The 26,455-nt window shown below is 70.8% G+C and carries 23 protein-coding genes, 1 tRNA gene and 2 pseudogenes; 17 read left to right on the top strand and 9 right to left on the bottom strand.

The window, feature by feature from the left end; genetic code table 11:
* Positions 1-90: 90 nt before the first annotated feature.
* Together ACFWFZ_RS19245 and ACFWFZ_RS19240 are read right to left on the bottom strand one after the other, a co-directional pair.
* Positions 91-1,557, bottom strand: a complete 1,467-nt coding sequence (locus ACFWFZ_RS19245; protein ID WP_387123794.1) for an aminopeptidase P family protein — start codon at positions 1,555-1,557, stop codon at positions 91-93.
* Between the two features lie 118 nt (positions 1,558-1,675).
* Positions 1,676-3,229, bottom strand: coding sequence for a PP2C family protein-serine/threonine phosphatase (locus ACFWFZ_RS19240; protein ID WP_387123792.1), 1,554 nt, complete (start codon positions 3,227-3,229; stop codon positions 1,676-1,678).
* 396 nt (positions 3,230-3,625) lie between these two features.
* Between ACFWFZ_RS19240 and ACFWFZ_RS19235 the strand changes: the two genes are divergently transcribed.
* Positions 3,626-4,384 carry a bifunctional DNA primase/polymerase gene (locus ACFWFZ_RS19235; RefSeq protein WP_387123791.1) on the top strand — a complete coding sequence of 253 codons (759 nt, stop codon included), beginning with the start codon at positions 3,626-3,628 and terminating at the stop codon, positions 4,382-4,384.
* Between the two features lie 109 nt (positions 4,385-4,493).
* Positions 4,494-5,066 (top strand): hypothetical protein, encoded by a 573-nt coding sequence (locus ACFWFZ_RS19230; RefSeq protein WP_387123789.1) that lies wholly within the window; start codon positions 4,494-4,496, stop codon positions 5,064-5,066.
* A 182-nt stretch (positions 5,067-5,248) separates the two neighbouring features.
* Here ACFWFZ_RS19230 and ACFWFZ_RS19225 read toward each other — a convergent pair whose 3' ends face one another.
* The 3 genes and pseudogenes from ACFWFZ_RS19225 to ACFWFZ_RS19215 all read right to left on the bottom strand — a co-directional run bounded on the left by ACFWFZ_RS19225 (position 5,249) and on the right by ACFWFZ_RS19215 (position 7,916).
* The gene (locus tag ACFWFZ_RS19225; RefSeq protein WP_387123787.1) at positions 5,249-6,223 is read right to left on the bottom strand and encodes a DUF5926 family protein; all 975 of its coding nucleotides are present in this window, start codon (positions 6,221-6,223) and stop codon (positions 5,249-5,251) included.
* A gap of 217 nt (positions 6,224-6,440) precedes the next feature.
* A pseudogene (locus ACFWFZ_RS19220) lies at positions 6,441-7,042 on the bottom strand (ATP-binding protein).
* Between the two features lie 85 nt (positions 7,043-7,127).
* A complete protein-coding gene (locus tag ACFWFZ_RS19215) occupies positions 7,128-7,916 on the bottom strand; it encodes a glycerophosphodiester phosphodiesterase (protein ID WP_387123962.1) in 789 nt (262 codons plus the stop codon).
* 236 nt (positions 7,917-8,152) lie between these two features.
* On the opposite strand from ACFWFZ_RS19215, the gene ACFWFZ_RS19210 reads away from it, so the two are divergent.
* The 14 genes from ACFWFZ_RS19210 (at position 8,153) to ACFWFZ_RS19145 (ending at position 22,027) form a co-directional block, all read left to right on the top strand.
* On the top strand, positions 8,153-9,739 hold the full coding sequence (locus ACFWFZ_RS19210; RefSeq protein WP_387123785.1) for a S1C family serine protease: 1,587 nt from the start codon (positions 8,153-8,155) through the stop codon (positions 9,737-9,739).
* An 89-nt stretch (positions 9,740-9,828) separates the two neighbouring features.
* On the top strand, positions 9,829-10,734 hold the full coding sequence (locus ACFWFZ_RS19205) for a LysR family transcriptional regulator (RefSeq protein WP_387123782.1): 906 nt from the start codon (positions 9,829-9,831) through the stop codon (positions 10,732-10,734).
* A gap of 79 nt (positions 10,735-10,813) precedes the next feature.
* Entirely contained in the window at positions 10,814-11,362 is a 549-nt protein-coding gene (locus ACFWFZ_RS19200; protein WP_387123780.1) for a cysteine dioxygenase, read from the top strand.
* Entirely contained in the window at positions 11,362-12,408 is a 1,047-nt protein-coding gene (locus ACFWFZ_RS19195) for a YeiH family protein (protein WP_387123778.1), read from the top strand. Before ACFWFZ_RS19200 ends, ACFWFZ_RS19195 begins: the two co-directional genes overlap by 1 nt.
* A gap of 207 nt (positions 12,409-12,615) precedes the next feature.
* Entirely contained in the window at positions 12,616-13,572 is a 957-nt protein-coding gene (locus ACFWFZ_RS19190; protein ID WP_387123776.1) for a trypsin-like serine peptidase, read from the top strand.
* Between the two features lie 49 nt (positions 13,573-13,621).
* Positions 13,622-13,708 (top strand) — tRNA-Ser (locus tag ACFWFZ_RS19185).
* A 330-nt stretch (positions 13,709-14,038) separates the two neighbouring features.
* On the top strand, positions 14,039-14,452 hold the full coding sequence (locus ACFWFZ_RS19180) for a DUF6344 domain-containing protein (RefSeq protein ID WP_387123774.1): 414 nt from the start codon (positions 14,039-14,041) through the stop codon (positions 14,450-14,452).
* A 432-nt stretch (positions 14,453-14,884) separates the two neighbouring features.
* A complete protein-coding gene (locus tag ACFWFZ_RS19175; RefSeq protein ID WP_387123772.1) occupies positions 14,885-16,036 on the top strand; it encodes an acyl-CoA dehydrogenase family protein in 1,152 nt (383 codons plus the stop codon).
* The gene (locus ACFWFZ_RS19170) at positions 16,033-16,980 is read left to right on the top strand and encodes a bifunctional MaoC family dehydratase N-terminal/OB-fold nucleic acid binding domain-containing protein (protein WP_387123770.1); all 948 of its coding nucleotides are present in this window, start codon (positions 16,033-16,035) and stop codon (positions 16,978-16,980) included. Before ACFWFZ_RS19175 ends, ACFWFZ_RS19170 begins: the two co-directional genes overlap by 4 nt.
* Complete coding sequence (locus ACFWFZ_RS19165; protein ID WP_387123768.1) at positions 16,980-18,011, top strand: acyl-CoA dehydrogenase family protein; 1,032 nt, start codon at positions 16,980-16,982, stop codon at positions 18,009-18,011. Before ACFWFZ_RS19170 ends, ACFWFZ_RS19165 begins: the two co-directional genes overlap by 1 nt.
* Positions 18,008-18,391 carry a MaoC family dehydratase gene (locus ACFWFZ_RS19160; RefSeq protein ID WP_387123766.1) on the top strand — a complete coding sequence of 128 codons (384 nt, stop codon included), beginning with the start codon at positions 18,008-18,010 and terminating at the stop codon, positions 18,389-18,391. The genes ACFWFZ_RS19165 and ACFWFZ_RS19160 overlap by 4 nt, the downstream gene beginning before the upstream one ends.
* Entirely contained in the window at positions 18,388-19,554 is a 1,167-nt protein-coding gene (locus ACFWFZ_RS19155; RefSeq protein ID WP_387123764.1) for a lipid-transfer protein, read from the top strand. Before ACFWFZ_RS19160 ends, ACFWFZ_RS19155 begins: the two co-directional genes overlap by 4 nt.
* A 137-nt stretch (positions 19,555-19,691) precedes the next feature.
* Positions 19,692-20,225, top strand: coding sequence for a SigE family RNA polymerase sigma factor (locus tag ACFWFZ_RS19150; RefSeq protein ID WP_387123762.1), 534 nt, complete (start codon positions 19,692-19,694; stop codon positions 20,223-20,225).
* Between the two features lie 152 nt (positions 20,226-20,377).
* Complete coding sequence (locus ACFWFZ_RS19145) at positions 20,378-22,027, top strand: long-chain fatty acid--CoA ligase (protein WP_387123760.1); 1,650 nt, start codon at positions 20,378-20,380, stop codon at positions 22,025-22,027.
* A 28-nt stretch (positions 22,028-22,055) separates the two neighbouring features.
* Here the strand turns inward: ACFWFZ_RS19145 and ACFWFZ_RS19140 are convergent, their stop codons facing one another.
* Positions 22,056-22,400 carry a hypothetical protein gene (locus tag ACFWFZ_RS19140; RefSeq protein WP_387123759.1) on the bottom strand — a complete coding sequence of 115 codons (345 nt, stop codon included), beginning with the start codon at positions 22,398-22,400 and terminating at the stop codon, positions 22,056-22,058.
* Between ACFWFZ_RS19140 and ACFWFZ_RS19135 the strand changes: the two are divergent.
* Positions 22,348-22,476: pseudogene (locus ACFWFZ_RS19135) on the top strand (peptidase C39 family protein); the annotation flags it as partial. The gene ACFWFZ_RS19140 and the pseudogene ACFWFZ_RS19135 sit on opposite strands and share 53 nt — an antisense overlap.
* Here the strand turns inward: ACFWFZ_RS19135 and ACFWFZ_RS19130 are convergent.
* From ACFWFZ_RS19130 to ACFWFZ_RS19120, 3 genes are all read right to left on the bottom strand, one after another.
* On the bottom strand, positions 22,450-22,731 hold the full coding sequence (locus tag ACFWFZ_RS19130; RefSeq protein WP_387123960.1) for a tyrosine-type recombinase/integrase: 282 nt from the start codon (positions 22,729-22,731) through the stop codon (positions 22,450-22,452). The pseudogene ACFWFZ_RS19135 and the gene ACFWFZ_RS19130 sit on opposite strands and share 27 nt — an antisense overlap.
* Positions 22,732-23,150: 419 nt before the next feature.
* A complete protein-coding gene (locus ACFWFZ_RS19125) occupies positions 23,151-23,525 on the bottom strand; it encodes a hypothetical protein (RefSeq protein ID WP_387123757.1) in 375 nt (124 codons plus the stop codon).
* 430 nt (positions 23,526-23,955) lie between these two features.
* Complete coding sequence (locus ACFWFZ_RS19120; RefSeq protein WP_387123755.1) at positions 23,956-26,454, bottom strand: SpoIIE family protein phosphatase; 2,499 nt, start codon at positions 26,452-26,454, stop codon at positions 23,956-23,958.
* Between the last annotated feature and the right edge of the window lies 1 nt (position 26,455).

Below are 26,455 nucleotides of genomic sequence, written 5' to 3'. Positions count from 1 at the left end.
TACGCCGGTGGGCGGGACCCCGTTCGGGATCCCGCCCACCGACACGCTCCGGCGCCGACATCGGTCCTCGGGCCGTCGGTCCCGCGGACGTCAGCCCTTCAGGCGCGCCATCCAGGCCTCGACGTCGGTCGAGGTGCGGGGCAGCCCGGCCGACAGGTTCCGGTTGCCGTCCTCGGTGACGAGGATGTCGTCCTCGATCCGGACGCCGATGCCCCGGTACTCCTCGGGCACGGTCAGGTCGTCGGCCTGGAAGTAGAGACCCGGCTCGACGGTGAGGCACATGCCCGGCTCCAGCGTCCCCTCCACATACGCCTCGGTGCGCGCGGCGGCGCAGTCGTGGACGTCCATGCCGAGCATGTGGCCGGTGCCGTGCAGGGTCCAGCGGCGCTGCAAGCCGAGCTCCAGGACCCGCTCGACCGGGCCCTCCAGCAGACCCCATTCGACGAGCTTCTCGGCCAGCACGTGCTGGGAGGCGTCGTGGAAGTCGCGGAACTTCGCACCCGGCTTCACCGCGGCGATGCCGGCTTCCTGGGACTCGTAGACCGCGTCGTAGATCTTGCGCTGGATGTCGGTGTACGTGCCGCTGATCGGCAGCGTGCGCGTGACGTCGGCCGTGTAGAGGGAGTGGGTCTCCACACCGGCGTCGAGCAGCAGCAGGTCACCGGAGCGGACGTCACCGTCGTTGCGGACCCAGTGCAGGGTGCAGGCGTGGGAGCCGGCGGCGCAGATCGAGCCGTAGCCGACGTCGTTGCCCTCGACGCGGGCGCGCAGGAAGAAGGTGCCCTCGATGTAGCGCTCGGACGTGGCCTCGGCCTTGTCGAGGACCTTCACCACGTCCTCGAAACCGCGGACGGTGGAGTCGACGGCCTTCTGCAGCTCGCCGATCTCGAACTCGTCCTTCACGGCGCGGGCCTCGGAGAGGTAGACGCGCAGCTCCTCGTCGCGCTCCTTGGTCACCTTGTCGCTGAGGGCCGACTCGATGACAGGGTCGTGGCCGCGCACGTTGCGCACCGGGCCCTCGGCCTCGGTGAGGGCCTCGGCGAGTTCGCGGACGTCCTTGGCGGGGATGCCCAGGAGCTGCTCGGCCTCGGTGAGGGAGTGGCGGCGGCCGACCCACAGCTCGCCCTGGCCGGACAGCCAGAACTCGCCGTTCTCCCGGTCGGAGCGCGGCAGCAGGTAGATGGTCGCGGTGTGCCCGGTCGGGCCGGCCGGCTCCAGGACCAGCACGCCGTTCTCGGTCTGGTCGCCGGTGAGGTACGCGTACTCGGTCGAGGCTCGGAAGGGGTACTCGGTGTCGTTCGAGCGGGTCTTCAGCCGGCCCGCGGGGACGACCAGGCGCTCACCGGGGAAGCGCTCGGACAGCGCGGCGCGCCGGGCGGCGGTGTGCGCGGCCTGCGCGATCGGCTCCAGGCCGTGCAGCTCGGTGTCGGCCCAGCCGGTGCGCATGTTCTCGGCGAGTTCGTCGCTGACGCCCGGGTACAGACCGTTCTTGCGCTGCTTGTGCGTCTTCTTGGGCTGCTCTTCTTCCGGGGTCTCCGGGGTGAGCTCGTCAGCCACGTCTTCTCCTCAGCTACGACGGTACGGACCTGGGTGTGGACCTCATCCATCGTATGCGTGTACGGGGAAGGCGTGGTCCGGATCGTGCGGGTTGTCACGGTCCGGGACCCGCGGTGGATCACTCGAACCGGGCTGCCAGCAGCACGATGTCCTCAGGGGCGTCGCCCGGCTCCCCGTCGGGCAGCACGATCCGCAGGATGTGGTCGCACAGAGCCGCCGGGTCCTCCCGGGCGGCGCGTGGCACCCCTGCGGCCGCCGCGTGCAACCGCGCGTACGCCCTGTCCATCGGGTCGCCGGTGTGGCGCAGCAGCCCGTCGGTGTACAGCAGCACCGTTTCTCCAGGCGCGGGTTCGATCTCCATGCTCGGTGCCTCCCAGCAGGACAGCATGCCCAGGGGAGCGGAGAGCGAGGTCTCCACGTACTCGGTGCGGTGCTCGCCGATGAGGAGCGGCGGGGTGTGTCCGGCCCCCGCCAGAATGATCTTGCTGCCAAGGCCGCCGGACTGAGGCCCTCCGGCGGGCTCGCAGTAGGCGAAGAGTGCGGTGGCCGAGCGGGCGGGCTCGGTCAGCCGCAACAGCAGTTCCAGGTCGGACAGGACGGCCACGGGATCCTCGCCTTCCATGACGGCGTAGGCGCGCAGTGACGCGCGCAGCCGTCCCATGGCTGCGACGGCGCTCGGGCCGGACCCGGTGACGGATCCGACGGCCAGTCCCAGGGCGCCCTCGGGCAGCGGCAGCGCGTCGTACCAGTCGCCCCCGCCGCGCGGTCCCGCGTGGTGGCGGGCCGCGAGCTGCACCCCGGGAATGCGGGGGAGCCGGCTGGGCAGGAGTTCCTCCGCGACGGTGGCCAGGCGGGTGCGGGATCGTTCCACCTCCAGCATCCGGGCCAGGTGCTCGGCGGCGTGCCGCACGTACAGGCCGGCCAGGTCGCGCTGGCGGTCGTTCGGCTCGGCCTGCTCGTCGTAGAGCCATACGGCCGCACCGAGCCGGCCGGTGGCCTCGGCGGTCAGCGGGAGCGCGTAGCTGGCGGCGTACCCGAGGCGGGCGGCGACCTCGCGGTGTCGCGGGTCCACGGGGGCGGCGAATCCGCTGGTGCCGGGGGGCGCGTCCGGTTCGGGGAGGAACTCGGAGCCGCCCTGCGCGTCGGGCAGTCCGTCGAGGATCCGCCCGTAGGAGGTCGCGCTGCGCGGCACGGTCTCGATGTGGCCCAGTTCGGCGTGGCCGAGGCCGAGGCCGATCGTGGTGGTGGGGCCGAGCCCGTCGGAGGGTTCCATGACGATCAGGCCGCGGCGGGCGCCGACGAGTGAGGCTCCGGCGCGCAGGAACTCGCGGAGGGAGGTGTCGAGGTCGCCTGTGCGGGAGAGGCGTTCGGTGAGCTCGTGCAGCGTGGTGAGGTCCGAGACCATGCCTGCCAGACGGTCCTGGATGAGGCTGCCCGCGGCCGGCGGAGGGGCCGGTGCGGGGGTGGTCCGGGCGGGCGCGGGCGCCGCAGTGTCCGGTGACGCGGTGACTGCTGGATCGATTCCAGCCACTTTCGGCAGATGCGGGGCGCTCATGGCGTCCGCCTTTCCACCTGGTGCGATTCGCCGAATAGCATCGCAAACCCCCAGATCGTGCTGCACCGCCATCAAGGAATCCACATCTACACGCACACATGGATGCATGTCCAGCATTGCCCAGCTGGGAATCCTGGTGTCCGTGAGGCGGCAACTCACCGTCCGGCCAAGGCTAGAACTTGGCCGGAAAAAACTGGAAGCAGTCGGTTTTTGAGGTCGACTGGACGAGCCCCGCAGGGGGGTCGGGTACGTACTCGATGGTGGGCGAGGCCAGTTGGCGTACCGGGAACCACTCGGCCGCGGGCGGTCGTCCTTAGCGGCGGCGGCCGGTCTCGGCAGTCGGCGCGGGTCGCGCTTCCTACCCGCCGGGCGTTTGATGGACCCCGTAAGAAGACTGTACGAACCGTGTGAACCTGCCTCTGGCGGACAGTGACGCGAAACCTGTACGTGTGGTGAGTCTGCGGTTACATGGTGTGATGGCCCTCGGCGTTCAACGGAAAGGAACGAGCGCACATGCGCGAGATCCTCGGAAGGCGTCTCCAGCGGCTCCGCGACCGCTTTCAATCCCTACGCCCCGACCGGGTACAGAGCGGCGGCACTCCCTCCCTCCTCGAAGCGGCGCTCACCTGCGCCACCACATTCCAGTGGCCCGTCCTTCCCGGCGTCGGCCGGTCCGGTACGGACGGCGGGCGCTGTGCCTGTCCCGACCCCGACTGCGCTGTCCCCGGCGCCCATCCCTTCGACCCGGGTCTGCTCGCCGCCTCCACCGACCCCCGGATGGTGGCCTGGTGGTGGACCAACCGGCCCGCCGCGCCCGTCCTGATGGCGACCGGCGGATCCGCCCCGTGTGCGGTGAGCCTCCCGGCCGGCGCGGCCGCGCGGGCCCTCGTACGACTCGACGCGCAGGGCATGCGCCTCGGGCCGGTCGTCGCCACACCCACCCGGTGGGCGCTGCTCGTGGCGCCGTACTCGCTGGAGCGGCTCGGGGAACTGCTGTACGCCAAGGACCACGTGCCCTCCTCGCTGCGGTTCCACGGCGAGGGCGGCTACCTGCTGCTGCCGCCGTCCGCGGCGTCCAGTGGCGGCCAGGTGCGCTGGGAGCGCGGGCCGCGTCCGCTGCCCCGGCGTCCGGCGGGTCCGAAGTCCCTTGGCGCGCGGGCGTCGCAGGCCGCGGGGACTGAACTCTGGCTGCCCGACGTCGAGGCGGTCGTGGACGCGTTGGTCGAGGCGAGCAGCGGAGCGTCCGGCGGCGGCAGCCGACTCGCGTACTGACCTGCGAGGTCCCGCAGGATCACTCGTACGGGTGCCAGCGGGGCGAGTTTCCAAGGGAATTGGGCGCGGGGATCTCCGCGCCCCTTTCCCGCATCGCTATCTTCGGCGAATGAATCTCCGCCTGATCGGTATCGGCGCCGGTGTGCTGATCATCTTGTCGCTCCCGCTCGCCGGCGCGATCGCCGGGCCGGGTTTTGCCGGTCAGGATGACGGGAAAGGCGGGGGCCTGTTCAAGGCCCTCGGCCTTTCGGAGCCTGCTCGCACCGCCCCCGCCCGGGCTGCCCGCCCGGCGGGGCCCGCCGAGACCGAGCCGTCCGGCCGGGCGGAGCAGCCCCGTACGGATTCCCGTTGCGGCCCCGAGGTGTCCTCGCCTCACGGAGTGGAGGCGCAGACGTGCGTGCTGGTGGCCGAAGGCCGGACATGGGGCAGGAGTTACTACCGGAACACGAGTGGTCGCGCACTGGAGGCCGTGCTGGCGGTGATGGGGCCGGCCGGGCGCACGGTGCAGATCGCATGCGAGGTCGGTGCCGGTGACGAACCCGGTCTGTGCGAGACGCCCAAGGAGGCCTCGGCCGGCGAGCCGGAGAGTTACTCCGCAGTTGCGGAGTTTGCAGTTCCGGATGATGAAGGGCAGCTGCTCTTGCGGTCCGGGAGCAACTCACCGGCACCGGGCGACGGTTGAGTACCGCCGTAAATGGAAGGGCCCGGTCGCTGGCGACGGGGGATGCACCAGCGACCGGGCTACAAGAACGGTAACAAGAGATCGCCTGTTCGCAAATTCGATCTCTGATATTCAGACACCGATTTGCAGACGATTAGCGGGAGTTGTGACTCCGGTCACCGGCTCCGTGCGTGCGCGCGGCGTCAGCTGAGGGTCACCTGGCGGTTGGTGAGGCCGCCGCGCGCCCGGCGCTCCTCCGTGGTCAGCGGAGCGTCCGTGGCCAGCGCCTTGGCCAGCCGCTCGGCGAACTCCGCCGCCGGCTTCTCGACGTCGTCGGCCGTCACGCCGGTCGGCAGGTCCCAGACCGGGACCATCAGCCCGTGGGCGCGGAAGGAGCCGACGAGCTTCGTGCCCTCGCCCAGGGAGGACATGCCGGCCGCGTGCAGTCGCGCGAGGGCGTCGAGCAGCTTCTCCTCGGGGTGCGGCATGACCCAGCGCAGGTGGTTCTTCTCCGGGGTCTCGCACCAGTAGGCGGCGTCTACGCCGGTCAGCTTGACGGTGGGGATGGCGGCCGCGTTGGCGCGCTCCAGCGAGGCGGCGATCTCCGGGGACGCGTTCTGGCCGCCCTCCGATTCCGGAATCCAGAATTCGAAGCCGGTGTGCACAACCGGCTCGAAACCGCCGTCGGCGTCCAGGAGATCCTGAAGTCGGTGACCTTCGGCGGGGACCCGGCGAGCCGCGACCGGAGTTCCCGGCTCCGCCACGAGAGCCCGCTCCAAGGTGTCGGCCATGTCGCGACTCAGGTCCCCGGTGGACGTCTCGTTCTGGAGGCCGAGCAGGACGGACCCGTCGTCGCGGCGCAGCGCCGGCCAGGCCATGGGCAGTACGGTCACCAGCGTGACGGAGGGGACGCCCTCGGGCAGGCCGCCCTTCAGCGACAGCGGGATGGTGGCCGCGGGCACCAGCTCGCGCAGCGCGACCCAGTCGCACTCGCCCGGCAGGCCCTCGAAGGGGCGCTGGACGTGCTCGGTGACGGCGTGCGCGGCGGCTGCGCCGTGGCAGGCCTTGTAGCGGCGCCCGGATCCGCAGGGGCAGGGCTCGCGTGCGCCGACAACGGGGATCTCGCCGTTGTTGAGCTGCGGCTTTGCAGACTTGGCTGCGGGGCGCTTCTTAGCCATCGTGCGTGTCTCCCGGTTGCGGCGGTACGGCGTCGTGTCTGGGCGCGAGCCTAGCCGTTCGTACCGCCGGAACCGGTGGGGTGCGGCCGGGAGCACGGTCGGCGTGCGCTCCCGGGCGGCCGCCTGTACGGATGACCGGTACTGCTGTGCTGATGTTGAGCTGTTGTGCGGTCAGGGGTCCCGGTGCCAGGGTGTCCTGGGTACCGGTTTCGCGGGTTCAGACATCGAGGTCGTCGAACGCCGTGCTGAAGTCGATCGCCGGGGGCGCAACGCGCGTAGCGAAATCCTCGTGCCGGGTCCCACAGGCGACGACCACCCAGACGGTGACCTCACCCGCCGCTCCGTCCCGGACACCCCAGTCCTGGGCAAGGGCGCTGATGATGTTCAGCCCCCGGCCGCCGCGTGCGGTGACCGAGGGCGTGGAAGGAACAGGCCGGGTCGGCCCACCCCCGTCCGTGACCTCGACCGTCAGCCGCCCTGCCCTGTCGACGCGCCACGCGGCGCGTATCTCCCCGTCCCCGACTTCCCGCGCGCCCAGGGGCCTGCCGTGTCGGCAGGCGTTGCTGAGCAGTTCGGAAAGGATCAGTACGGCATCGTCCACGACCGATTCCGCCACGCCGCTGATGCGCAATTGTTCGCGCATCCGGTGTCTGGCCTCACCCACGCCCGCAGGACCATGGCGTACGTCCATGCACGACGACGTGGGCACTTCTTGTGCCACCACCAACGCCACCCCCGGAACCTCCTTAGCCCCACGCATGGTCTGGATGCCCCTTTGGCCTGGACCGGAAACCGCCGAAGCGGGCCGCTCTGGCGCATTCGCGCCCACTGAATACGGAGCGGATGCGCCGGAGCACGCCATGTGACGGGTGGAGTGTGGGTGGCGCGTGCGCAAATGGGTACGTCAGCGGCCCAGTTGGGACAGAACCTGTCGAGGTCTGTTCGTGATGATCGCTTCCACGCCCATGTCAGCGCAGAGCTGAACATCTTCTGGCTCGTTCACTGTCCATACGTGCACGGAATGGCCGGTGCCCTGGAGCTTGCGGATGAAGCCGGGATGATTGCGGACGATCCGCATGCCGGGGCCTGCGATCGTCACCCCGGCCGGCAGCCGCCCGTCGCGCATCCGCGGCGAGATGAACTGCATCAGGTACACGGTCGGGATGGTGGGCGCGGCGGCCCGCACCCGGTGCAGGGAGCGTGCGGAGAAGCTCATGACCCGGACCGGGTGGGGGCCGCCCGGCGGCGGGGTGTCCAGGCCGAAGCGCTTGAGGAGAAACAGGAGGCGCTCCTCCACCTGTCCGGCCCAGCGGGTCGGGTGCTTCGTCTCGATCGCGAGCTGTACCGGCCGTCCGGTGTCCGAGACCAGCTCCAGCAGGCGCTCCAGGGTGAGGACGGAGGTGCGCTCGGGGTCGGCGTCCCAGTCCGGGGACTCCTCACGGTCCTTCCAGGAGCCGAAGTCGAGGGCGGCGAGATCGGCCAGCTCCAGGGCGGAGACGGCGCCACGGCCGTTCGAGGTGCGGTTCACCCGGCGGTCGTGGACCAGGACCAGATGGCCGTCGGCGGTGAGCCGGACATCGCATTCGAGGGCGTCGGCGCCGTCCTCGATGGCCTTGCGGTAGGCGGCCAGGGTGTGCTCGGGGGCGTCCTCCGAAGCGCCGCGGTGGGCGACGACCTGGATGGTGCGCGGCATTGCGTGGGTCACCGGGTCATGGTGCCACCATCAGCCCCTCGGCGGTCCAGGTCCCGCCCTGCGAGTGCATCCGAAATGCCGGACATAAAGAATGGGGGGACATGCACAGGTCCGGCTTACAGTGCTCTGACGGGGCATGGGAAAGGCTTTGCCCTGGAACTTGTACGGCACGTCGAACGTTCAGCCGGATCGATATCGCCAGATTCTGCAGCTGTGTGTGACGAGGAGAGAGAGCTGTGAGCACCGAGAACGAGGGCACCGCGGCCCCCACACCCCCCGCGGCCCCGTCTGTAACCCCTGCTCAGGGCTCCGAGACGGCGGCACCCGCGCCCGCCCCGCGGCCGGACCACGCCCCGCAGGACGCCGCCCCGACCGCCCCGGCCGCCCCGCCTGCCGCACCCGCCGCAGCTCCGGCGCCCGCCGCCGGGGAGCAGGTGACCCAGCAGCTTCCGCCGACGCCCGCACCGGGCACCGAGCCGACCCAGCAGATCCCGCCCGCGGCGCAGGCGCCCGCCTACGGTCAGGACCCCGCCTACGGTCAGGACCCCGCCTACGGCCGGCCTCCCGCCCCAGCCACGCACGGAGCCGAGGGCTGGCCGCCCCCGCCGCCCACCGTGCCGGCCTACGGCGCCGGCGGTGTGGGAGGCGGACCCGTCTGGGGCGCTCACCCGACCGCAGGCGGCGCCCCCGGGCCGGCGTCCAAGGGCAAGGGCAAGGGCGGCATGATCGCGGCCGTGCTCGTGGCGGCTCTGATCGCGGGTGGCATCGGCGGCAGCGTCGGCTACTGGGCCGCCGAGCGCAGCAACAACGGCAGTGGCTCGACCACCATCAGCGCCACCAACACCCCGAAGGACCTCAAGCGCGAGGCCGGCTCCATCGCCGGACTCGCCGCGGGCGCGCTGCCCAGCGTGGTCACCATCGAGGCCTCGGCCGGCGACGGCGAGGGGGGCACCGGCACCGGGTTCGTCTACGACCAGCAGGGCCACATCCTCACCAACAACCACGTGGTGGCCTCCGCCGCGAACGGCGGCAAGCTCTTCGCGACCTTCTCCGACGGCAAGCGGTACGACGCCGAGGTGGTCGGCCGCGCCCAGGGCTACGACGTCGCCGTGCTCAAGCTGAAGAACCCGCCGGCCGGCCTCAAGCCGCTGGCGCTCGGCGACTCCGACAAGGTCGCTGTCGGCGACGCCACGATCGCGATCGGCGCACCGTTCGGCCTGTCCAACACGGTCACCACCGGCATCGTCAGCGCGAAGAACCGCCCGGTCGCCTCCGGTGACGGCACCGGTAGCAAGAACTCGTACATGAGCGCCCTCCAGACGGACGCCTCGATCAACCCGGGCAACTCCGGCGGTCCGCTGCTCGACGGCCGCGGCGCGGTCATCGGCATCAACTCCGCGATCCAGTCGGCCGGGAACGGCGGCTTCGGCGGCGGGCAGGCCGGCTCCATCGGCCTCGGCTTCGCTATCCCGATCAATCAGGCCAAGAACGTGGCCGAATCGCTGATCAAGACGGGCAAGCCGGTCTACCCGGTGATCTCGGTCTCCGTGGACCTCCAGGCCAAGGCCGAGGGCGCGAAGATCTCCGAGCAGGGCGCCGCCGCCAACGAGCTCGTCGACCCCAACGGTCCGGCCGGCAAGGCGGGCCTCAAGCCGGGCGACATCATCACGGACTTCGGCGGCAAGCCGGTGGACAGCGGTCCGACCCTGATCAGCATGATCTGGACGTACAAGCCCGGCGACACGGTGAAGCTGACCTACCTGCGCGACGGCAAGCCGACCACCGTCGACATCACACTCGGCTCGCGGGTCGGCGACAAGTAGCACCACCGGCCACGGCAGTGGCCTGGTGACGAGGGGTCGTGGGCGGGATTCCGCCTACGACCCCTCCAATGTCCGCTTATGCTTCGCTGGTGTTCGATTCTCGGCACATACGGACGTTCCACACGGTGGTCGCCTCCGGTTCGTACTCGGCGGCGGCTCGCGTGCTGGGGTACACCCAGCCCGCCATCACCCAGCAGATGAAGGCGCTCGAACGCGCCGTCGGCACCCCGCTGTTCACCCGCGTGGGCCGCAGGATGCAGCTCACCGAGGCCGGGGAGTCGCTCTCCCGGCACGCCGAGACCATCCTCGGCAACCTCTCCGCAGCCGAGGCCCAGCTGAGGGCGTACACGCGCCTGCGCACCGGCCGCGTCAGGCTGTGCGGCTTCCCCAGCGCCAATGTCACCCTCGTCCCGGAAGCCCTCAGCGGGCTGGCCAAGGACCATCCCGGCGTACAGGTGGAACTGCTGGAGGGAGAGCCCCCGGAGTCGCTGCGCCGGCTGGAGCGCGGCGAGTGCGACATCACCCTGGCCTTCACCTATCCCGGCCTGCACGAGGAGATACCGGAGGAGGTCGCCGAGGTCAGGCTGCTGGAGGACCAGCTGACGGTGCTGCTGCCGACCGGGCACCCGCTGGCCCGGCGCCGCGCCGTCCATTTGGCCGACCTCGCCGAGGAACGGTGGATCGCGGGCTGCCCGCGCTGCCGGGCGAACCTGCTGCACGAGTGCGCCGAGCTGGGCTTCGTGCCCGACATCCGTTTCGCCACCGACGACAACCTGGTGGTGCAGAGCCTGGTGGCCCAAGGCCTGGGCGTGGCGATGATGCCCGCGCTGGTCCTGCCCTCGCTCTCGCTGAACCGGGTCTGTGGAAGAGCCCTCCAGCCCGCCGCGCGCCGGCATATCGCCGCATACGTCTACCGGGACCATCTGCGGATCCCGGCGACGGCCGTGGTGCTGAACGCGCTGAAACAGGTGGCGGCGAACCGGGTCGGCTGCTGACCAATTCATAAGCGCTGCTTGGGATTTCCCGTCACAACTGTCGTTGGACGCGATGGAACGACGCCCGCACGCTGCCCGTATGACCACCACCACACCGGCCCGTACCACCACGAGGATGGCCGCCCTCGTCAGTGAGATCCGCACGGTCGTGGAGCGGGGACTGGCTCCCGACCTCACCGCCTACCTGGTGGGCGAACGACTCGCCCCGCATCTGGGGGCGCCCGACCTGCTGACGCCGACGCAGCAGGAGGGCGACCCGGAGCGCTACCGGCAGCACATCCTGCACGCGGAGTCCGACGGCAGTTTCTCCGTGGTGGCACTGGTGTGGCTCCCCGGACAGGAGACCTGCATCCACGACCACGTGTCGTGGTGCGTGGCCGGGGTGCACCAGGGCGAGGAGAGTGAACGCCGCTTCCGGCTCGCACCCGGCGCCGGCCCCGCCCGCCTGGTGGCGACGGAGGACGTGGTCAACGCCCAGGGTGACGTCTGCGGTTTCGCGCCGCCCGGAGACATCCACAAGGTCCGCAACTCCTGTTCCGCGAAGGCGATATCGGTGCATGTGTACGGCGCCGACGTCTCCCGACTGGGCACCAGCATCCGTCGCGTCTACAAGCTCCCCGTCGACTGATGGCCCTCCTCCATCGCCCACAGGGCACGGCAGTTCGGCATGTTTCACGTGAAACATCGACTCCCTGGCCCGGTTTGGCGCTGGCCGCGGGCGGAGCCCTGGTGGCCTGGTGCATCCACCGCCTCATACCGGCCGTACCGATGCTGACCGCGTCGGTGGTGCTGGGCATCGCGGTGGCGCACGTTCCCGGGCCGCGGACCTTCGTACGCGGAGCCGCGCGCGCCGGTCTCTCCCTGGCCGGCCGGCGGCTGATGCGGATCGGCATCGTCCTGCTGGGCCTCGGCCTTGGGCTGGACCAGGTGCTGCGGCTGGGCTGGACCACGGTGGCCATGGTCGTCGGGGTGGTCGCGGCCACCTTCTTCGGGACCCTCTGGCTGGGCCGTCGGCTCGGGCTTCCGGGCGATCAGCCACTGCTGATCGCCACCGGATACTCGATCTGCGGAGCCTCGGCCATCGGCGCGGTGAGCGAGGTCTCGGGCAGCGACGAGGAGGACGTCGCGGCCTCGGTGGCACTGGTCACCCTCTGCGGGACCCTCGCCATCGCCGTACTCCCCCTCCTCCAGGCCCCGTTGACACTCTCCGACCCGGCCTTCGGGCGGTGGGTCGGTGCCGGTGTCCACGACGTCGGACAGGTGGTGGCGACGGCGCAGACCGCGGGCCCTGACGCCCTCGGTGAGGCGGTGCTGGTCAAGCTGATGCGGGTGGCCCTGCTCGCTCCGCTGGTGGCGGCGGTCGCCTTCTCGGTACGGGCCCGACGGTGCGGGGTGCGTACCTCCTCGGGGCGTCGGCCGGCTCCGGTGCCGCTGTTCGTGGCCGGGTTCCTGGCCGCGGCCGCGCTGCGCGCCACCGGCGTGCTGCCTGACGTGGCGCTGGAATGGGCGCACACCGCTCAGGAGGCACTGCTGGCGGCGGCCCTGTTCGGGCTGGGGAGCGCGGTCCACCTGCCGACGCTGGCGCGCACCGGAGGGCGAGCGGCGTCGTTGGGGCTCGGCGCGTGGGTGGTCGTCGCCGGCGTCTCGTACGTGGGCGTGATGCTCACCGTATGAGGCTGCAACGGCCGGGAGTTGGCCATTTCCTGGCCGGAACCGACCGAGCGTTCTGACTGGCCGCTGACTTTGACGCGGGGCCGTGCCACTCTGCCCCGGCAAGCCGCACACGTACGGCGCACCACGCACAGCCGATCCGCACCGACCGCTCTTCACCCCCACCCTGCCCGGCTCCGACCGGTCCGGGCACGGCAGAAGGAGTCATGCGTGAATCGTCATCGCACGGCCTTGTCCGTCCTGCTCTCGGCGGGCGCCCTGGTCGCGGGCGTCCTGACGGCGGCTACCCCCTCGATCGCGGCGGACGCCCCGGCGTCCTTCCGCCAGCAGCACACCCAGGGCTTCTGGACCCCCGAGCGGATGCGGGGTGCCACTCCGCTCGACGTGACGGCGGTCCCCGGCGCTGCCCGCACCCCGGTGGCCACCTCCGCGACCCCCACCGCCATCGCCCCGACCGCTGCCGCGCCAGCCGCATCACCTACGGCGTTCCCGCAGGCGGGCGGGGCCTGGACGGGCGGCGGCGCGGTAGTGAAGACCTCGGGCCGCGTCTTCTTCACGATGGGCAGCCGCACCGCCTCCTGTTCCGGCAACTCGATCACCAGCGCCAACGGCAGCACGGTGATGACCGCCGGCCACTGCGTGAAGTACCAGGGCGCCTGGCACACGAACTGGGTCTTCGTGCCCGCCTACGACAACGGGTCGGCGCCCTACGGCCAGTGGTCGGCCACCAAGACCTTCGCCACCGACCAGTGGGCGGCGAGCGAGGACATGAACATGGACGTCGGCCTCGCCGTCGTCGCCCCGCTGAACGGCCAGACCCTCAGCCAGGCCGTCGGCGCCCAGGGGGTCCTCTTCAACGGCGGCTACAACAAGAAGATGTACTCCTTCGGCTTCCCCGCGGCTGCCCCGTACGACGGAACGAAGCTGGTCTACTGCAGCGGCAACAGCGGCAAGGACTTCCTTCTCACCAAGGACCACAGCCTGGGCTGCAACATGACCGGCGGCTCCAGCGGCGGCCCCTGGTTCCAGGACTTCAACGAGGCCACGGGCCTGGGCACCCAGGTCTCGGTGAACAGCTTCGGTTACACCTTCCTGCCGAACCGGATGTACGGCCCGTACCTCGGCAACGAGGCGAAGGCCGCCTACGACAAGGCCCAGACCTCCTGACCTCACGGTCGCCCGCCACCCCCGCCCGGCCGGTACTCTGTACCGGCCAGGTGGGTTGCCCGAGCGGCCTAAGGGAACGGTCTTGAAAACCGTCGTGGCAGCGATGTCACCGTGGGTTCAAATCCCACACCCACCGCAGATGAACGGCCCCTGACCGGTACAACCGGGCAGGGGCCGCTTTCGTGTCCGGGAGATCACCACCGGGGTAAGGCGCGCGGGGGGAATCTCGGATTGCGGGCAGGCCGCCGGTGTGCGGGGGCAACAGGGCAGGCCGGGCCGGTGCTGGAGCACCCTGAGGGCCTCGCCCCGAGGGGTTGGGAGAGGGGGTGAAAGGCTCGATTGGTACTTCCGAGTGGTGTTTGTCGGAAGATCGGCGCGTGTGATGAACGCAGTGCGGTTGCCCCCACATCATGACGAATGTATTCAGATCCGCCCGTCGGAACATCGCGAATCGAGGCACCCCGTCATGACTGACCGCACCATCCTCACGTCGATCTGGACCTCCGTCCTCGCCGCCCTCGTGGCCGTCCTCTCCGCCCTCGGTATCGGTGGCAAGGCGGCCCCGGTCGCCGCCTCCACCGTCAGTGGCGGCGTCGCCGCAACCGCCGCCGCCCCCGTGCGGCGGCCGGTCGTCACGGCCCCGCGGAGCTGGCGGGAGATGATGCGGGGCGGTTCGCTCCCGCCGACCCTGAAGCAGCGCATCCGGGCCGAGGCCCACGGCAAGACCCCCGGTGTCCGTCGCTCTACCACCGCCGCAGCCATGGGTGCCGCCCCGGGAACCGCCGCCCGCGTCCAGACCTCTGCCGGAGAACCCGCCGCCCGCCTCCTGAGCCCCGCCGCGGCACCCGCCGTCCGCGAGACGCTGGCCCTCGCCGCGTAGCCCCGTGCGGGCAGGTCGGACGAACGAAGCAGGACCGCAGGCGGCAGCACCAGGTGCGTCAGCAGAAGCAGGATCACAGACGGAAGCAACGTACGCAGAAGTAGCAGCGTAGGCAGGCGCTGGAGCCCGGTCGGTCGTGACCGCGGATCGCGCCACATGGTGTCCCGCCGTGGGGCACGGATGGATCGCCCCGGCGTGCGCCGGGGAGCGTGCAGGGGGCGTGAGCTTGGCATTGCAGGGCCGCAGGCCCGGGAGACGGTGGGGTTCCCGGACGGCGCGGCCCTTTTCGGCATGTCCGGGCGCGGCGGTCCGGCGGAATGCCTCCTCCCTCGCGCATGCCCGGCTCCCCCCGCTCCTCCCGACCTTGACACCACAGGTAAATCTGACGGACAGTCAGGTACCTCGATGATGCGATGCCGGGAGGCCTGCGCCGTGCACCTCGCCCCGACCGAAGCCCAGTTGCGGCTCCGTGCCGCACTGCGCGCGTACTTCAAGGAACTACTGCCGGACGGGGTCCCGGAGGATCCGGCCCGCCAGCGCGCACTCCTGCGCCGGATCGGCGCCGACGGACTGCTCGGCCTCGGCTGGCCCGTCGAGTACGGCGGGCAGGGCCGCGGCTCGGACGAGCAGTTCGTCTTCTTCGACGAGGCCTACCGGGCAGGCGCCCCCGTGTCCATGGTCACGCTGAACACGGTCGGCCCGACCCTGATGAAGTACGGGACACCGGAGCAGAAGGACCACTTCCTCCCCCGGATCCTCGCGGGCGAGATCGTCTTCGCCATCGGCTACTCCGAGCCCGAGGCGGGCACCGACCTCGCCTCCCTGCGCACCCGGGCGGTCCGCGACGGAGCCGACTGGCTGGTCGACGGACAGAAGATCTTCACCTCCAACGCCCAGAACGCGGACTGGATCTGGCTCGCCTGCCGGACCGACCCCCGGGCCCCGAAGCACAAAGGCATCTCGATCATCCTCGTCCCCACCGACGACCCCGGCTTCTCCTGGACCCCGATCGACACCGTGGGCGGGCTCACGACCACAGCGACGTACTACGACTGCGTCCGCGTGCCGGCCGGAAACCTCGTCGGCCCCGAGCACGGCGGCTGGGGACTGATCACCAACCAGCTGAACCACGAGCGGGTGGCCCTCGCCGCCATCGGCATGCAGGCCGAGGACTTCTACGAGCACGCGCTCCGGCACGCCCGCACCCCGGACCCGGCCACCGGAGAGCGGCCCGCCGACCTGCCCTGGGTGCGGTCCCGCCTTGCCGAGGCCCACGCCCGGCTGGCCGCCGTACGCCTCCTCAACTGGCGCCTCGTCCAGGACGTGGGCAGCGGCAGCCTGGCCCCCGGCGACGCCAGCGGTGTGAAGTTCCTCGGCACCGAGTCCGCCGTCGAGGTGTATCGGATGTGCCAGGAGGTGGTGGGCGAGGAGGCGCTCATCCGGGGGCCGGCGGCCTTCGCGGGCGGCGAACTCGAGCGGATGAACCGGGCAGCGCAGATCAACACCTTCGGCGGCGGCGTGAGCGAGGTCCAGCGGGAGATCGTCGCCATGATGCGGCTCGGCATGAAGGGGAGGAAGCGATGACGGCGGAAGCGACCGGCACAGCCGAGGAGGCGGCCCGTTTCCACACGTTGCTGGCCGCCTTCGAGGGACAGCCGGCCGCCACCGCCGGCCGGGGCAAGGACGTGGTCAACGAGCCGATGATCCGCCACTGGTGCGAGGCGATGGGCGACACCAACCCCGCCTACTGGGGGCCGGACGCCATCGCTCCCCCCACGATGCTCCAGGCCTGGACCATGGGCGGGCTCTCCGGTCACACCGACCGCTCCTCCGCCGTCGACGAGCTCTTCGCCCTCCTCGACGGCGCCGGCTTCACCTCCGTCGTCGCCACCGACTGCGAGCAGGAGTACCTTTGCCCGCTGCGCCCCGGCGACACGATCACCTTCGACGCCGTCATCGAGTCCGTGTCGCCGCGCAAGACGACCAAGTTGGGCACCGGCCACTTCGTGACGACCCGGATGGACGTCCAAGCGGACGGCCGGCCCGCCGGAACCCACCGCTTCCGGATCCTCAAGTACACGCCCGCCGGCAGGCCGGCGAAGGATCCCGAGCCCCGCACGAAGCCCGCGGCGCGACGCCCGCGCCCCGTGGCCAACCGCGACAACCAAGGGTTTTGGGACGGGGTTCGGGACCACAGGCTGCTGATCCAGCGCTGCACCTCCTGTGCCACCCTCCGCTTCCCCTGGCTTCCCGGGTGCAACACCTGCACGAGCCCCGACTGGGACACGGTCGAGGCCTCCGGCGCCGGCACCGTGTTCAGCTACGTCGTCATGCACCACCCGCCCTTCCCGGCCTTCGATCCGCCCTACGCGGTCGCGCTCGTCGAACTCGCCGAAGGGGTCCGCATGATCAGCAACATCACCGGTGTCCCGCACGACAAGGTGCGCATCGCAATGCCCGTCCAACTGGAGTTCCTACGCGTCGACGACGACCTCGAGCTCCCCGTCTTCCGCGGGAGCGAGGGCTGATGGACTTCCACCCGACCGAGGAACAGGCCGCCGCGGTCGGCCTCGCCGCCCGGATCTTCTCCGACCTCGCCACCCACGAACGCCTCGCCGCCACCGGCACCGGCAGCGACGCCGAGCTGTGGAAGGCCCTGACCGCCGCCGGACTGACCGCCGCCGTCGAGGAGATCGGCCTGCTCGGACTGGTCCTGCTGCTGGAGGAACAGGGGCGCACCACAGCGCAGGTCCCCTACGCCGCCACCTGCACTTACGGGATCCTCCCCGTGGCTGCCCACGGCAGCGCGGAGCAACGCGCCCGCCTGCTGCCCGCGCTCGGCAGCGGGGACGCGGTGGCCACCGGAGCCTTCCCGGCCCGCGGCCGGTTCACCGCCGAGGACGGCCGGCTCACCGGCACCGCCCCCGCCGTCCCCTGGCTGCGCGACGCCACGCACGTACTGGTCCCGGACGCCGAGCGGGCACTGTGGCTCGTACGGACCGACGCGCCCGGCGTGCGGACGTCCCCCGTCGAGACCACCGCCCCCTGGTCGGCGGGCCGTCTGGTCCTGAGCGGGGCCGCCGCCGAACGCATCGGGTCCGACGGCGCCTACGAGCACACCCTCGCCGCCGCGCGCACCGCCTTCGCCGGACTCCAGGCGGGCGTCTGCGCCGGCTCGCTCGCCCGCGCGGTGGAGTACACCTCCACCCGCGAGCAGTTCGGCCGGCCGCTCTCCACCAACCAGGGGGTCATGCTGCGCGCGGCCGACGCCTACATGGACACCGAGGCGATCCGGGTGACCACGTACGAAGCGGCCTGGCGCATCGACCAGGGGCTCGAGGCGTACGAGCACGCGCTGACGGCGGCCTGGTGGGCCTCGGAGGCGGGCAAGCGGGTCGTGCACGCGGGCCAGCACCTGCACGGCGGCATGGGCGCCGACCTGGACCACCCGGTCCACCGGCACTTCCTGTGGGGACGCCAGCTGGATGCCTATCTGGGCAGCGGCAGCGAGCTGCTGGCCGAGCTGGGAGCTTCGATAGCCGAGGGAGAACAGGCATGAACGTCGGCGACACGCTGCCGCCGCTGGAGATCGCGGTCACCCGCACCCTGATCGTGGCGGGTGCGATCGCCTCCCGCGACTACCAGGATGTGCACCACGACACAGCGCAGGCGCGGGAGAAGGGCTCCCCTGACATCTTCATGAACATCCTGACCACCAACGGACTGGTCGGCCGCTACGTCACCGACCACCTCGGACCGCGGGCCGTCCTGCGCAAGGTGGCCATCCGCCTCGGCGCCCCCAACTACCCGGGGGACACCATGACCCTCACCGGCACCGTCACCGCCGTGCTCGGCAACACCGTCGAGATCCGGGTCGTCGGCGCCAACGGCATCGGCCACCACGTGTCGGGAACGGTCACCGCGGAGGTGGCGGCATGAGCGTCCGCACCCGGGACCAGCTCGGCGGCCGGGCCGCCATCGCCGGCATCGGCGCGACCGAGTTCTCCAAGGACTCCGGCCGCAGCGAGCTCAAGCTCGCGGTCGAAGCCGTGCACGCGGCCCTCGACGACGCCGGACTCACTCCCGCCGACGTCGACGGCATGGTCACCTTCACCATGGACACCAGCCCCGAGATCACCGTCGCGCAGGCGGTGGGAGTCGGGGAGCTGTCCTTCTTCTCCCGCATCCACTACGGCGGGGGCGCGGCCTGCGCCACCGTCCAGCAGGCCGCCCTCGCCGTCGCCACCGGGGTCGCGGAGGTCGTGGTCTGCTACCGCGCGTTCAACGAGCGTTCCGGACGCCGCTTCGGCTCCGGCGTCCAGCAGCGCGAGCCCTCGGCGGAGGGCGCGGCGCTCGGCTGGGCACTGCCCTGGGGGCTGCTGACCCCCGCCTCCTGGGTGGCCATGGCCGCCCAGCGCTATCTGCACACCTACAGCCTCACCCCCGAAGCCTTCGGGCACGTCGCGGTCACCGACCGGCGGCACGCCGCGAACAACCCGGCCGCCTATTTCCACGGCAAGCCGATCACCCTCGCCGACCACGCCGCCTCACGCTGGATCGTCGAACCGCTGCGGCTGCTGGACTGCTGCCAGGAGACGGACGGCGGCCAGGCCCTCGTCGTCACCACGACCGAACGGGCCCGCGCCCTGCGACACGCGCCCGCCGTGATCACAGCGGCGGCGCAGGGAGCCGGACGCCGTCAGGAGGGCATGACCTCCTTCTACCGCGACGACCTGACCGGCCTGCCGGAGATGGACGTGGTCGCACGCCAGCTGTGGCGCACCAGCGGGTTGCGACCCTCCGACATCGACGTCGGCATCCTCTACGACCACTTCACCCCCTTCGTCCTGATGCAGCTGGAGGAGTTCGGCTTCTGCCGGTCGGGCGAGGCCGCCGACTTCGTGGCCGCGGACGTACTCGCACTCAACACCCACGGCGGCCAGCTCGGGGAGGCGTACCTGCACGGCATGAACGGCATCGCCGAAGCCGTCCGCCAGCTGCGCGGCACCTCCGTCAACCAGGTGGCGGGAGCCTCGCACGCACTCGTCACCGCCGGCACCGGGGTGCCGACGTCCGGGCTGATCCTGGGCGCCGACGGCTGAGACCCTGGTCCGTGCCGGGCCCCCGCCCCCTCCACCTTCAGGGGGTGGGGATGGCCCTACTCCTACAACCTGAGATGGATCCCCCATCGGCACCTGCGGCCGATTCCAGGGGTGGCGGACGCTCCTAGCGTGGAGACATGACCCCGCCTGTGTGCACGCTCGCCTCGAACCCGACGCCGTACCCGTCGTTCTCGGCGTACGTCCGGACCCGCGGCACGGTCCTGCTGCGCACCGCGCGCTCCCTCACCGCCAACCCGTGCGACGCGGAGGACCTGCTCCAGACCGCCCTCGCGAAGACATACGTGGCCTGGGACCGCATCGAGGACCACCGCGCACTGGACGGCTACGTTCGGCGGACCCTGGTCAACACCCGTACCTCCCAGTGGCGCAAGCGCAAGGTCGACGAGTTCGTATGCGACGAGCTCCCGGAGACCGAGCCGGCCCCCTCCTCCGATCCCGCCGAGGCCCAGGCCCTGCGCGACGCGATGTGGCGTGCGGTGACCCGGCTGCCCGACCGGCAGCGTGCGATGGTCGTCCTGCGCTACTACGAGGACTTGAGCGAGGTGCAGACCGCCGAGCTGCTGGGAGTCTCGGTCGGAACGGTCAAGAGCGCTGTCTCCCGTGCGCTGGGCAAGCTCCGTGAGGACCCGGAGCTCACCCCGGTTCGCTGAGACGGGCGGTGTTTCACGTGAAACGTGGGGATGTTTCACGTGAAACACGAGGCGGATTCTACCCTCGGGTAGTGACAGACCGACCGGTACGTGCGCAGAATCGGCAGCATCCGTAGCCGCCGCAGCGCCGCAGCGCTCACCGGGAGGACGCTTTGCTCAGCACCATGCAGGACGTACCGCTCCTCGTCACCCGCATACTTCGTCACGGGATGACGATCCACGGGAAGTCCCAGGTCACGACCTGGACCGGGGAGGCCGAGCCGCACCGCCGGAGTTTCGCCGAGATCGGCGCCCGGGCCACCCGCCTCGCCGGCGCCCTGCGCGATGAGCTCGGAGTGCAGCAGGACGACCGGGTCGCGACCCTCATGTGGAACAACGCCGAGCATGTCGAGGCGTACTTCGCGATCCCCTCCATGGGCGCCGTCCTGCACACCCTGAACCTGCGGCTTCCCCCGGAGCAGCTGGTCTTCATCGTCAACCACGCGGCCGACCGGGTCGTCCTGGTCAACGGCACGCTGCTGCCACTGCTCGCACCGCTGCTGCCGCATCTGCCGACCATCGAGCACGTCGTCGTGACCGGTATCGGCGACCGCTCCGTACTCGACGGCCTGAACGTGCGCGTGCACGAGTACGAGGAGCTCCTCGAAGGGCGCTCCGACAGCTACGACTGGCCCGAGCTGGACGAGCGCCAGGCGGCCGCGATGTGCTACACCTCCGGCACGACCGGGGACCCGAAGGGCGTCGTCTACTCCCACCGCTCGCTCTACCTGCACTCCATGCAGGTCAACATGGCCGAGTCGATGGGGCTGACCGACAAGGACACCACCCTGGTGGTCGTTCCGCAGTTCCACGTGAACGCCTGGGGCCTGCCGCACGCCACCTTCATGACCGGCATCAACATGCTGATGCCGGACCGCTTCCTGCAACCCGCCCCGCTCGCCGAGATGATCGAGCGGGAGAAGCCCTCGCACGCCGCGGCCGTTCCCACCATCTGGCAGGGGCTGCTGGCCGAGGTCACCGCCAACCCGCGTGACCTGACCTCGATGAAGCAGGTCACCATCGGCGGCGCGGCCTGTCCGCCCTCCCTGATGGAGGCCTACGACAAGCTCGGGGTCCGCGTCTGCCACGCCTGGGGCATGACGGAGACCTCCCCGCTGGGCACGATGGCGCACCCGCCGGCCGGTCTGAGCGCCGAGGAGGAGTGGCCCTACCGGATCACGCAGGGCCGTTTCCCCGCGGGCGTCGAAGCCCGTCTCGTCGGCCCTGGCGGCGACCTGCTGCCCTGGGACGGGGCGTCGGCCGGCGAGCTCGAGGTGCGCGGCAACTGGATCGCGAGCGCCTACTACGGCGGTGCGTCCGGTGAACCCTTCACGCCCGAGGACAAATTCAGCGCCGACGGCTGGCTCAAGACCGGGGACGTCGGCGTCATCAGCCCCGACGGCTACCTCACCCTCACCGACCGCGCCAAGGACGTCATCAAGTCCGGCGGCGAGTGGATCTCCAGCGTCGAGCTGGAGAACGCGCTGATGGCGCACCCCGAGGTCGCCGAGGCCGCGGTGGTCGCCGTACCCGACGAGAAGTGGGGCGAGCGGCCGCTGGCGACGGTCGTCCTCAAGGAGGGCGCGACCGTGGACTACACGGGGCTGCGCGATTTCCTCTCGCAGTCGATCGCCAAGTGGCAGCTGCCGGAGCGCTGGACGATCATCGAGGCCGTGCCGAAGACCAGCGTCGGCAAGTTCGACAAGAAGGTGATCCGCCAGCGTTACGCGGACGGCGCACTCGACGTCACCAAGCTCACCTGACGCCCAGGCCCGAAGGGCCCGAAGGGGTCTACCCCCGCGTGAGCCATGGCCGCAGCAGCCTGCTGACGGCGGGCATGGCCACGTAGGTCATCAGCGTGCTGAACACGACGGCGAGGGCGGCCGTCCGCAGTACGAAGTGCAGATCCACCAGGTACGGCCCGAGCACCGCGTTGCCGGCGAGTGAGATCGGGAAGATGGCCAGCCCCGAGCTGATCGCCATCTTCCACCGCGGCGGCGCGGGCCGGGTCGTACCCGGCTTGGCGAACCAGGTCTCCATGCCGTGGAGTTCCCGCCGGGCTATCTCCGTATGGTGGTGGCCCAGGCAGTTGGAGAACATCTGGCTGCGTACGAAGAGGTACGACGCAAACGGCAAGGTCAGAGGCGGTACGGGGGGTGTCTGCTACATCTTCTGGCCGGTCAAGTCAGCACCAAGTCAGCACCGCGCGCTGCATGTGCGGCCCCACGGCCGTCTCGGCGACCTGACGGCAGCGCTCCTGGCCGTCCTGTGTGAGGTGGCCGTACCGGTCCACCGTGACCTTGATCGAACGATGTCCGAGCCAGCGAGACACCTCGTGAATGGACACTCCGTTGGTCAGGGCCTCGGTGGTCCATTTATGCCGCAAGTCATGCGGGTTGTATACAGGAAGCTCGAGCCGCCTGATGGCGCGGCCCCACGACTTGCGCAGAAGATCGGGATACGGCATTCCGTCGCTCGCATTGCGGATCGGAAGCCGGTCGATGAAAGACTCAAGGCAAGCAGGAACGGGTATGTCGCGCCACTCGCCTTCTTTCCGATGCTTCAACGGGGCGTATTTCGGCGTGTACTTTCTGGAGGTGTCCTTGTAGCGAATCACCTGCCGCCGGATTCGCAGGGTGCCATCGCGCATGTCCTCCGGGAAGACTCCCAGAGATTCCCCTATATGAAGTCCGCAACACGTCATCAGTCATATCGCCGGAGACAGGCGAGGTCCGATCTCCTTGGCGATGGCGGTTATCTCGTCGAAGCTGGGAAGTTTCCTGTCGTCGACAGGAATGACAGGGTTCTCCAGCTTCTCGGCCTGCGTTATGGGATTCACCGGAATCCGCCTGTGACGCACAGCGTGGGAGAATAGCGCCGAGAGAGCTATGTGCCGGGACTCGATGGTGTTGAGGCCGCCCCATCCCGGCGCCAACGTGCGTACAGACCCTCGATGTGCGCTGCGGTGACCTGCGAGATCATCTTGCTCCCCAGGTGGGGAACCACGTGGAGGCGGACGATGCGCTCGTGCGACTCGAGGGTGCCGGCGGAAGCGGTCTTCTTCGCGAGCCAGTCGTCCGCGTACCGGCGGAGCGACACCTTGCCGGCGTCGGGGTCGACGTAGATGTTCTCGCGCTTGTCGCCTTCCATCTTGGTGGCGAAGTCGACCGCGTCCTTCTTCCGGGCGAACGACTTCTCCCGCTGACGCCCGGTGCGTCCGCCCGGCTCCCTGTAGCGGACGGTCCACCGCTTGCCGGACACGGCAGAACCGTTGTCGATGATTTGAGCCAACCTGTTCACCCATCTCTACTCACACGCCCCTTGGTCGTGTTTTTCGGTGTGGGTGGTGTTGTAGTCGATGTTTCCGGCCACGCCAAATGCCTGGGCACATGAAGATTTGACGACCCATGTCTCCGCGGTCCGTAGGCGCGCGATGCTGCCCACGCGCCGGCGCCCTTCTACCGCTCAGAAATCGTCCCGGCCCGCCGAGATCGAGGCGAGTTTCCTGCATGCGTCCTCACCGAGCTGGACGGGCAATATTTGTCCCGTCTCATTGAAGGTGAACCACGCCGAGGCCGTGACCGGCGATAGGCCACCTTGAGTGAGACGCGATGCGGTCCGGCCCGGTACCTCAGTCAATCCGAGGATGGTGGACCCTGCGCCGCTTCGCTGCACCTGGGGGAAGTACCCCTCAGCCCCCGCCCCGCCCCCCGTCCGCCCCGGGTACGCCGATCAGCAGCAGCGTCACGTCGTCGTCGTGCGCGGACATGTCCGGGATGAGGGTGCCGACCACCCGGTCCGCCTCCTGGTCGAGGAGCTCGGGGTCCGCGGGAGCGTCCTTCGGCGCGCGGTCCACGGTGCGGGCGAGGACGTCGATCCGGGCCTCGATGTCGGTGCCGGGGCGTTCGACCAGTCCGTCGGTGTAGAGCACGAGGAGGCTGCCCGGCGGCAGCGCGTGCGTGGCCTCCTCGAACGGCACCCCGCCGCCGCTCGCGTCGTTGACTCCCAGGGGCACACCGATCGGTGCCGGCAGCCGGCGGGTGGGCCCGTCGGGGGGCCGGACGAGGACGGGCGGGTGGCCCGCCGAGCAGAGGGTCACGTCGCCGGTGTCCCGGTCCAGAATCAGGTAGACGCAGGTGACGAGCTGGCCCGCCAGGTCGCCCACGAAGCTGTCCAGCGCGGTCATCAGCCCGCTGGGCGTGGACCCTGTGTGGGCGAGCGCATGGGAGGCGGCCCGCAGCTGCCCCATGACGGCCGCCGCCTCCAGTCCCCGGCCCATCACGTCGCCGACGACGACGCCGGTGCGGCGGCCGTCGAGGGGGATGACGTCGAACCAGTCGCCGCCCACCCCGGGGTCCTGGAGGGAGGCCAGGTACCGGTACGCGCTGGGCAGGTACGGGAGGCTGGGCGGCTCCCCCATGAGGCTGTGCTGCAGCGCGTAGGCGATGCGCCGGTGCTGTTCGTAGCGCTCGGCGCGCTCGGCCTCGGCCCGTCTGCGCTCGGTGATGTCCCGGACGGACAGGACCACCAGCGTCTCCCGTTCGGCCTGCAGTTCGGCCTGGAGGCTGCTGATGCTCACCTCGACGGGGAAGTGCGTGCCGTCGCGGTGCAGCCCGTACAGGTCCCGGTCGACGACGGTCGGCTGCGGGTCGCGCAGGCCGAGGTAGGCGCAGAGGAGCGCGCCGTGCCGCCGGCGCCACGACTCGGGCACCAGGTCGACGACCTGGGTGCCGACGAGGTCGTCCGGTGTCCGGCCGAACAGGGGCTCCACCTGCGCGTTGGCCATGACGATGGTGCCCTTGCCGTCCGCGATCAGGGTGGCGTCGGGCGCGGACTCCAGCAGGGCGCGGAACCGCCGGTGGGCGCGTTCCAGCTCGCGCTGGGCGGCGGCCCGTTCGGTGACGTCGGTGACCACGCCGCACACGGCGTAGGGGGTGCCGGAGGCGTCGTGGAGCGGGAAGAGCGTGGAGAGGAACTCCCGCGGGCCGTCCGGGAGGGTGAGCAGCTCCTCCCGTTGCAGGGGTTTGCCCGCCCGCAGCACGGCCAGGTCGGAGGCCCGCACCTCCTCCGCGAGGGGCGACGGCATGACGTCCTTGTCACAGCGGCCCAGCACCTGCTCGCGGGAAAGGTTCAGGCTCTTCTCGAACGTGGTGTTGACCGCCAGGTAGCGGCCTTCCACGTCCTTGACGAACACCACCGCGGGCGTGTTGTCCATGAACGCCTGGAGCAGCTGGTTCTGGCGCACCTGCCATTCGAGACGGGCGTGCGCCACCTCGACGCGGCGGCCCACGTTCAGCGCCGCGAAGATCAGCGCGGTGAACGCGACCGTGTGGCCGCACACCAGCAGCGCGGTGCCGAGCCGGGCCCCGAACAGCTCCGCGTCCTCGCCCACGAGGATGCCCCAGCCCAGCAGCGGCGGCACGATCAGGGCGGTGACGAACAGCCGGCGCCCCAGCGTTCCCGTCGTTCCCGCGTTCGTCAGCAGGCCCGCTGGCCCTTCGTCCGGCCGGATCAGGAAGAGGGCCCCGCCGAGCAGTACAAGGGCCAGCGCGGTGTGCAGGGCCATGCCCGTGTAGGGGACGAAGCGCTCCAGCTCGGACACCCGGTAGGCGGCCCCGTACAGCCGCAGGGTGCCGAGGGCGAGGACGGCCAGGCCCGCGATCTGGCTGATCCAGGCGGGGACGCGGCGTGCGCTCGCGCAGAGGGCCGCCGCGCCGCCGAGGGTCAGTGCCGCGGCCGTGTTCGGGGCCATCCGGCCGGGGGTGCCCGGGTCGGCGGTGTTGTCGTTGAAGAGCAGCTCGTCGACGTGGAGGTCCGCCCCGGTCACGTACTCGACGAGGACGAGGGCGCCGATCACCGTCGTCAGGGCCGCCGCCGCACGGGCCGCGGCGGCGGCCCGCGAGCGGACGGGCCCGCGGCCGACGACGTAGAGGGACAGGCCGAGGGCGATGACGGCCACCGCGGTGTTGGCCTTCATGGCCGGCGTGACGCCGGGCAGGACGCGCTTCAGCGCGACGATGTCGAAGATCCAGCCGGTCAGGCTCAGCACGCCCACCCCAGCGGCGATCAGCGCCGCCGCACTGGCCGCCGCCCGAGTGGCGGCCAGTGCGTGCGGCTGGAACGGCAGGCCGTCGGCCCGCTCCGCTCGTTGGGCGCCGGGCAGACCGGGCACCTGCTGGTTGCTCGTCACC

It is taken from the genome of Streptomyces sp. NPDC060232 (genome assembly GCF_042726555.1).
GTDB lineage: Bacteria > Actinomycetota > Actinomycetes > Streptomycetales > Streptomycetaceae > Streptomyces.
The sequence above is the reverse complement of the archived record's forward strand: the minus strand, read 5'-3'. Positions and strand labels throughout refer to the sequence as shown.

Excerpts from the sequence above, each read along its gene's own strand:
- ACFWFZ_RS19240 (WP_387123792.1), bottom strand. The coding sequence starts at position 3,229 with ATGCTGGACATGCATCCATGTGTGCGTGTAGATGTGGATTCCTTGATG.
- ACFWFZ_RS19235 (WP_387123791.1), top strand. The coding sequence starts at position 3,626 with ATGCGCGAGATCCTCGGAAGGCGTCTCCAGCGGCTCCGCGACCGCTTT.
- ACFWFZ_RS19230 (WP_387123789.1), top strand. The coding sequence starts at position 4,494 with ATGAATCTCCGCCTGATCGGTATCGGCGCCGGTGTGCTGATCATCTTG.
- ACFWFZ_RS19225 (WP_387123787.1), bottom strand. The coding sequence starts at position 6,223 with ATGGCTAAGAAGCGCCCCGCAGCCAAGTCTGCAAAGCCGCAGCTCAAC.
- ACFWFZ_RS19215 (WP_387123962.1), bottom strand. The coding sequence starts at position 7,916 with ATGCCGCGCACCATCCAGGTCGTCGCCCACCGCGGCGCTTCGGAGGAC.
- ACFWFZ_RS19200 (WP_387123780.1), top strand. The coding sequence starts at position 10,814 with ATGACCACCACCACACCGGCCCGTACCACCACGAGGATGGCCGCCCTC.
- ACFWFZ_RS19195 (WP_387123778.1), top strand. The coding sequence starts at position 11,362 with ATGGCCCTCCTCCATCGCCCACAGGGCACGGCAGTTCGGCATGTTTCA.
- ACFWFZ_RS19180 (WP_387123774.1), top strand. The coding sequence starts at position 14,039 with ATGACTGACCGCACCATCCTCACGTCGATCTGGACCTCCGTCCTCGCC.
- ACFWFZ_RS19170 (WP_387123770.1), top strand. The coding sequence starts at position 16,033 with ATGACGGCGGAAGCGACCGGCACAGCCGAGGAGGCGGCCCGTTTCCAC.
- ACFWFZ_RS19165 (WP_387123768.1), top strand. The coding sequence starts at position 16,980 with ATGGACTTCCACCCGACCGAGGAACAGGCCGCCGCGGTCGGCCTCGCC.
- ACFWFZ_RS19160 (WP_387123766.1), top strand. The coding sequence starts at position 18,008 with ATGAACGTCGGCGACACGCTGCCGCCGCTGGAGATCGCGGTCACCCGC.
- ACFWFZ_RS19155 (WP_387123764.1), top strand. The coding sequence starts at position 18,388 with ATGAGCGTCCGCACCCGGGACCAGCTCGGCGGCCGGGCCGCCATCGCC.
- ACFWFZ_RS19150 (WP_387123762.1), top strand. The coding sequence starts at position 19,692 with ATGACCCCGCCTGTGTGCACGCTCGCCTCGAACCCGACGCCGTACCCG.
- ACFWFZ_RS19130 (WP_387123960.1), bottom strand. The coding sequence starts at position 22,731 with ATGCCGTATCCCGATCTTCTGCGCAAGTCGTGGGGCCGCGCCATCAGG.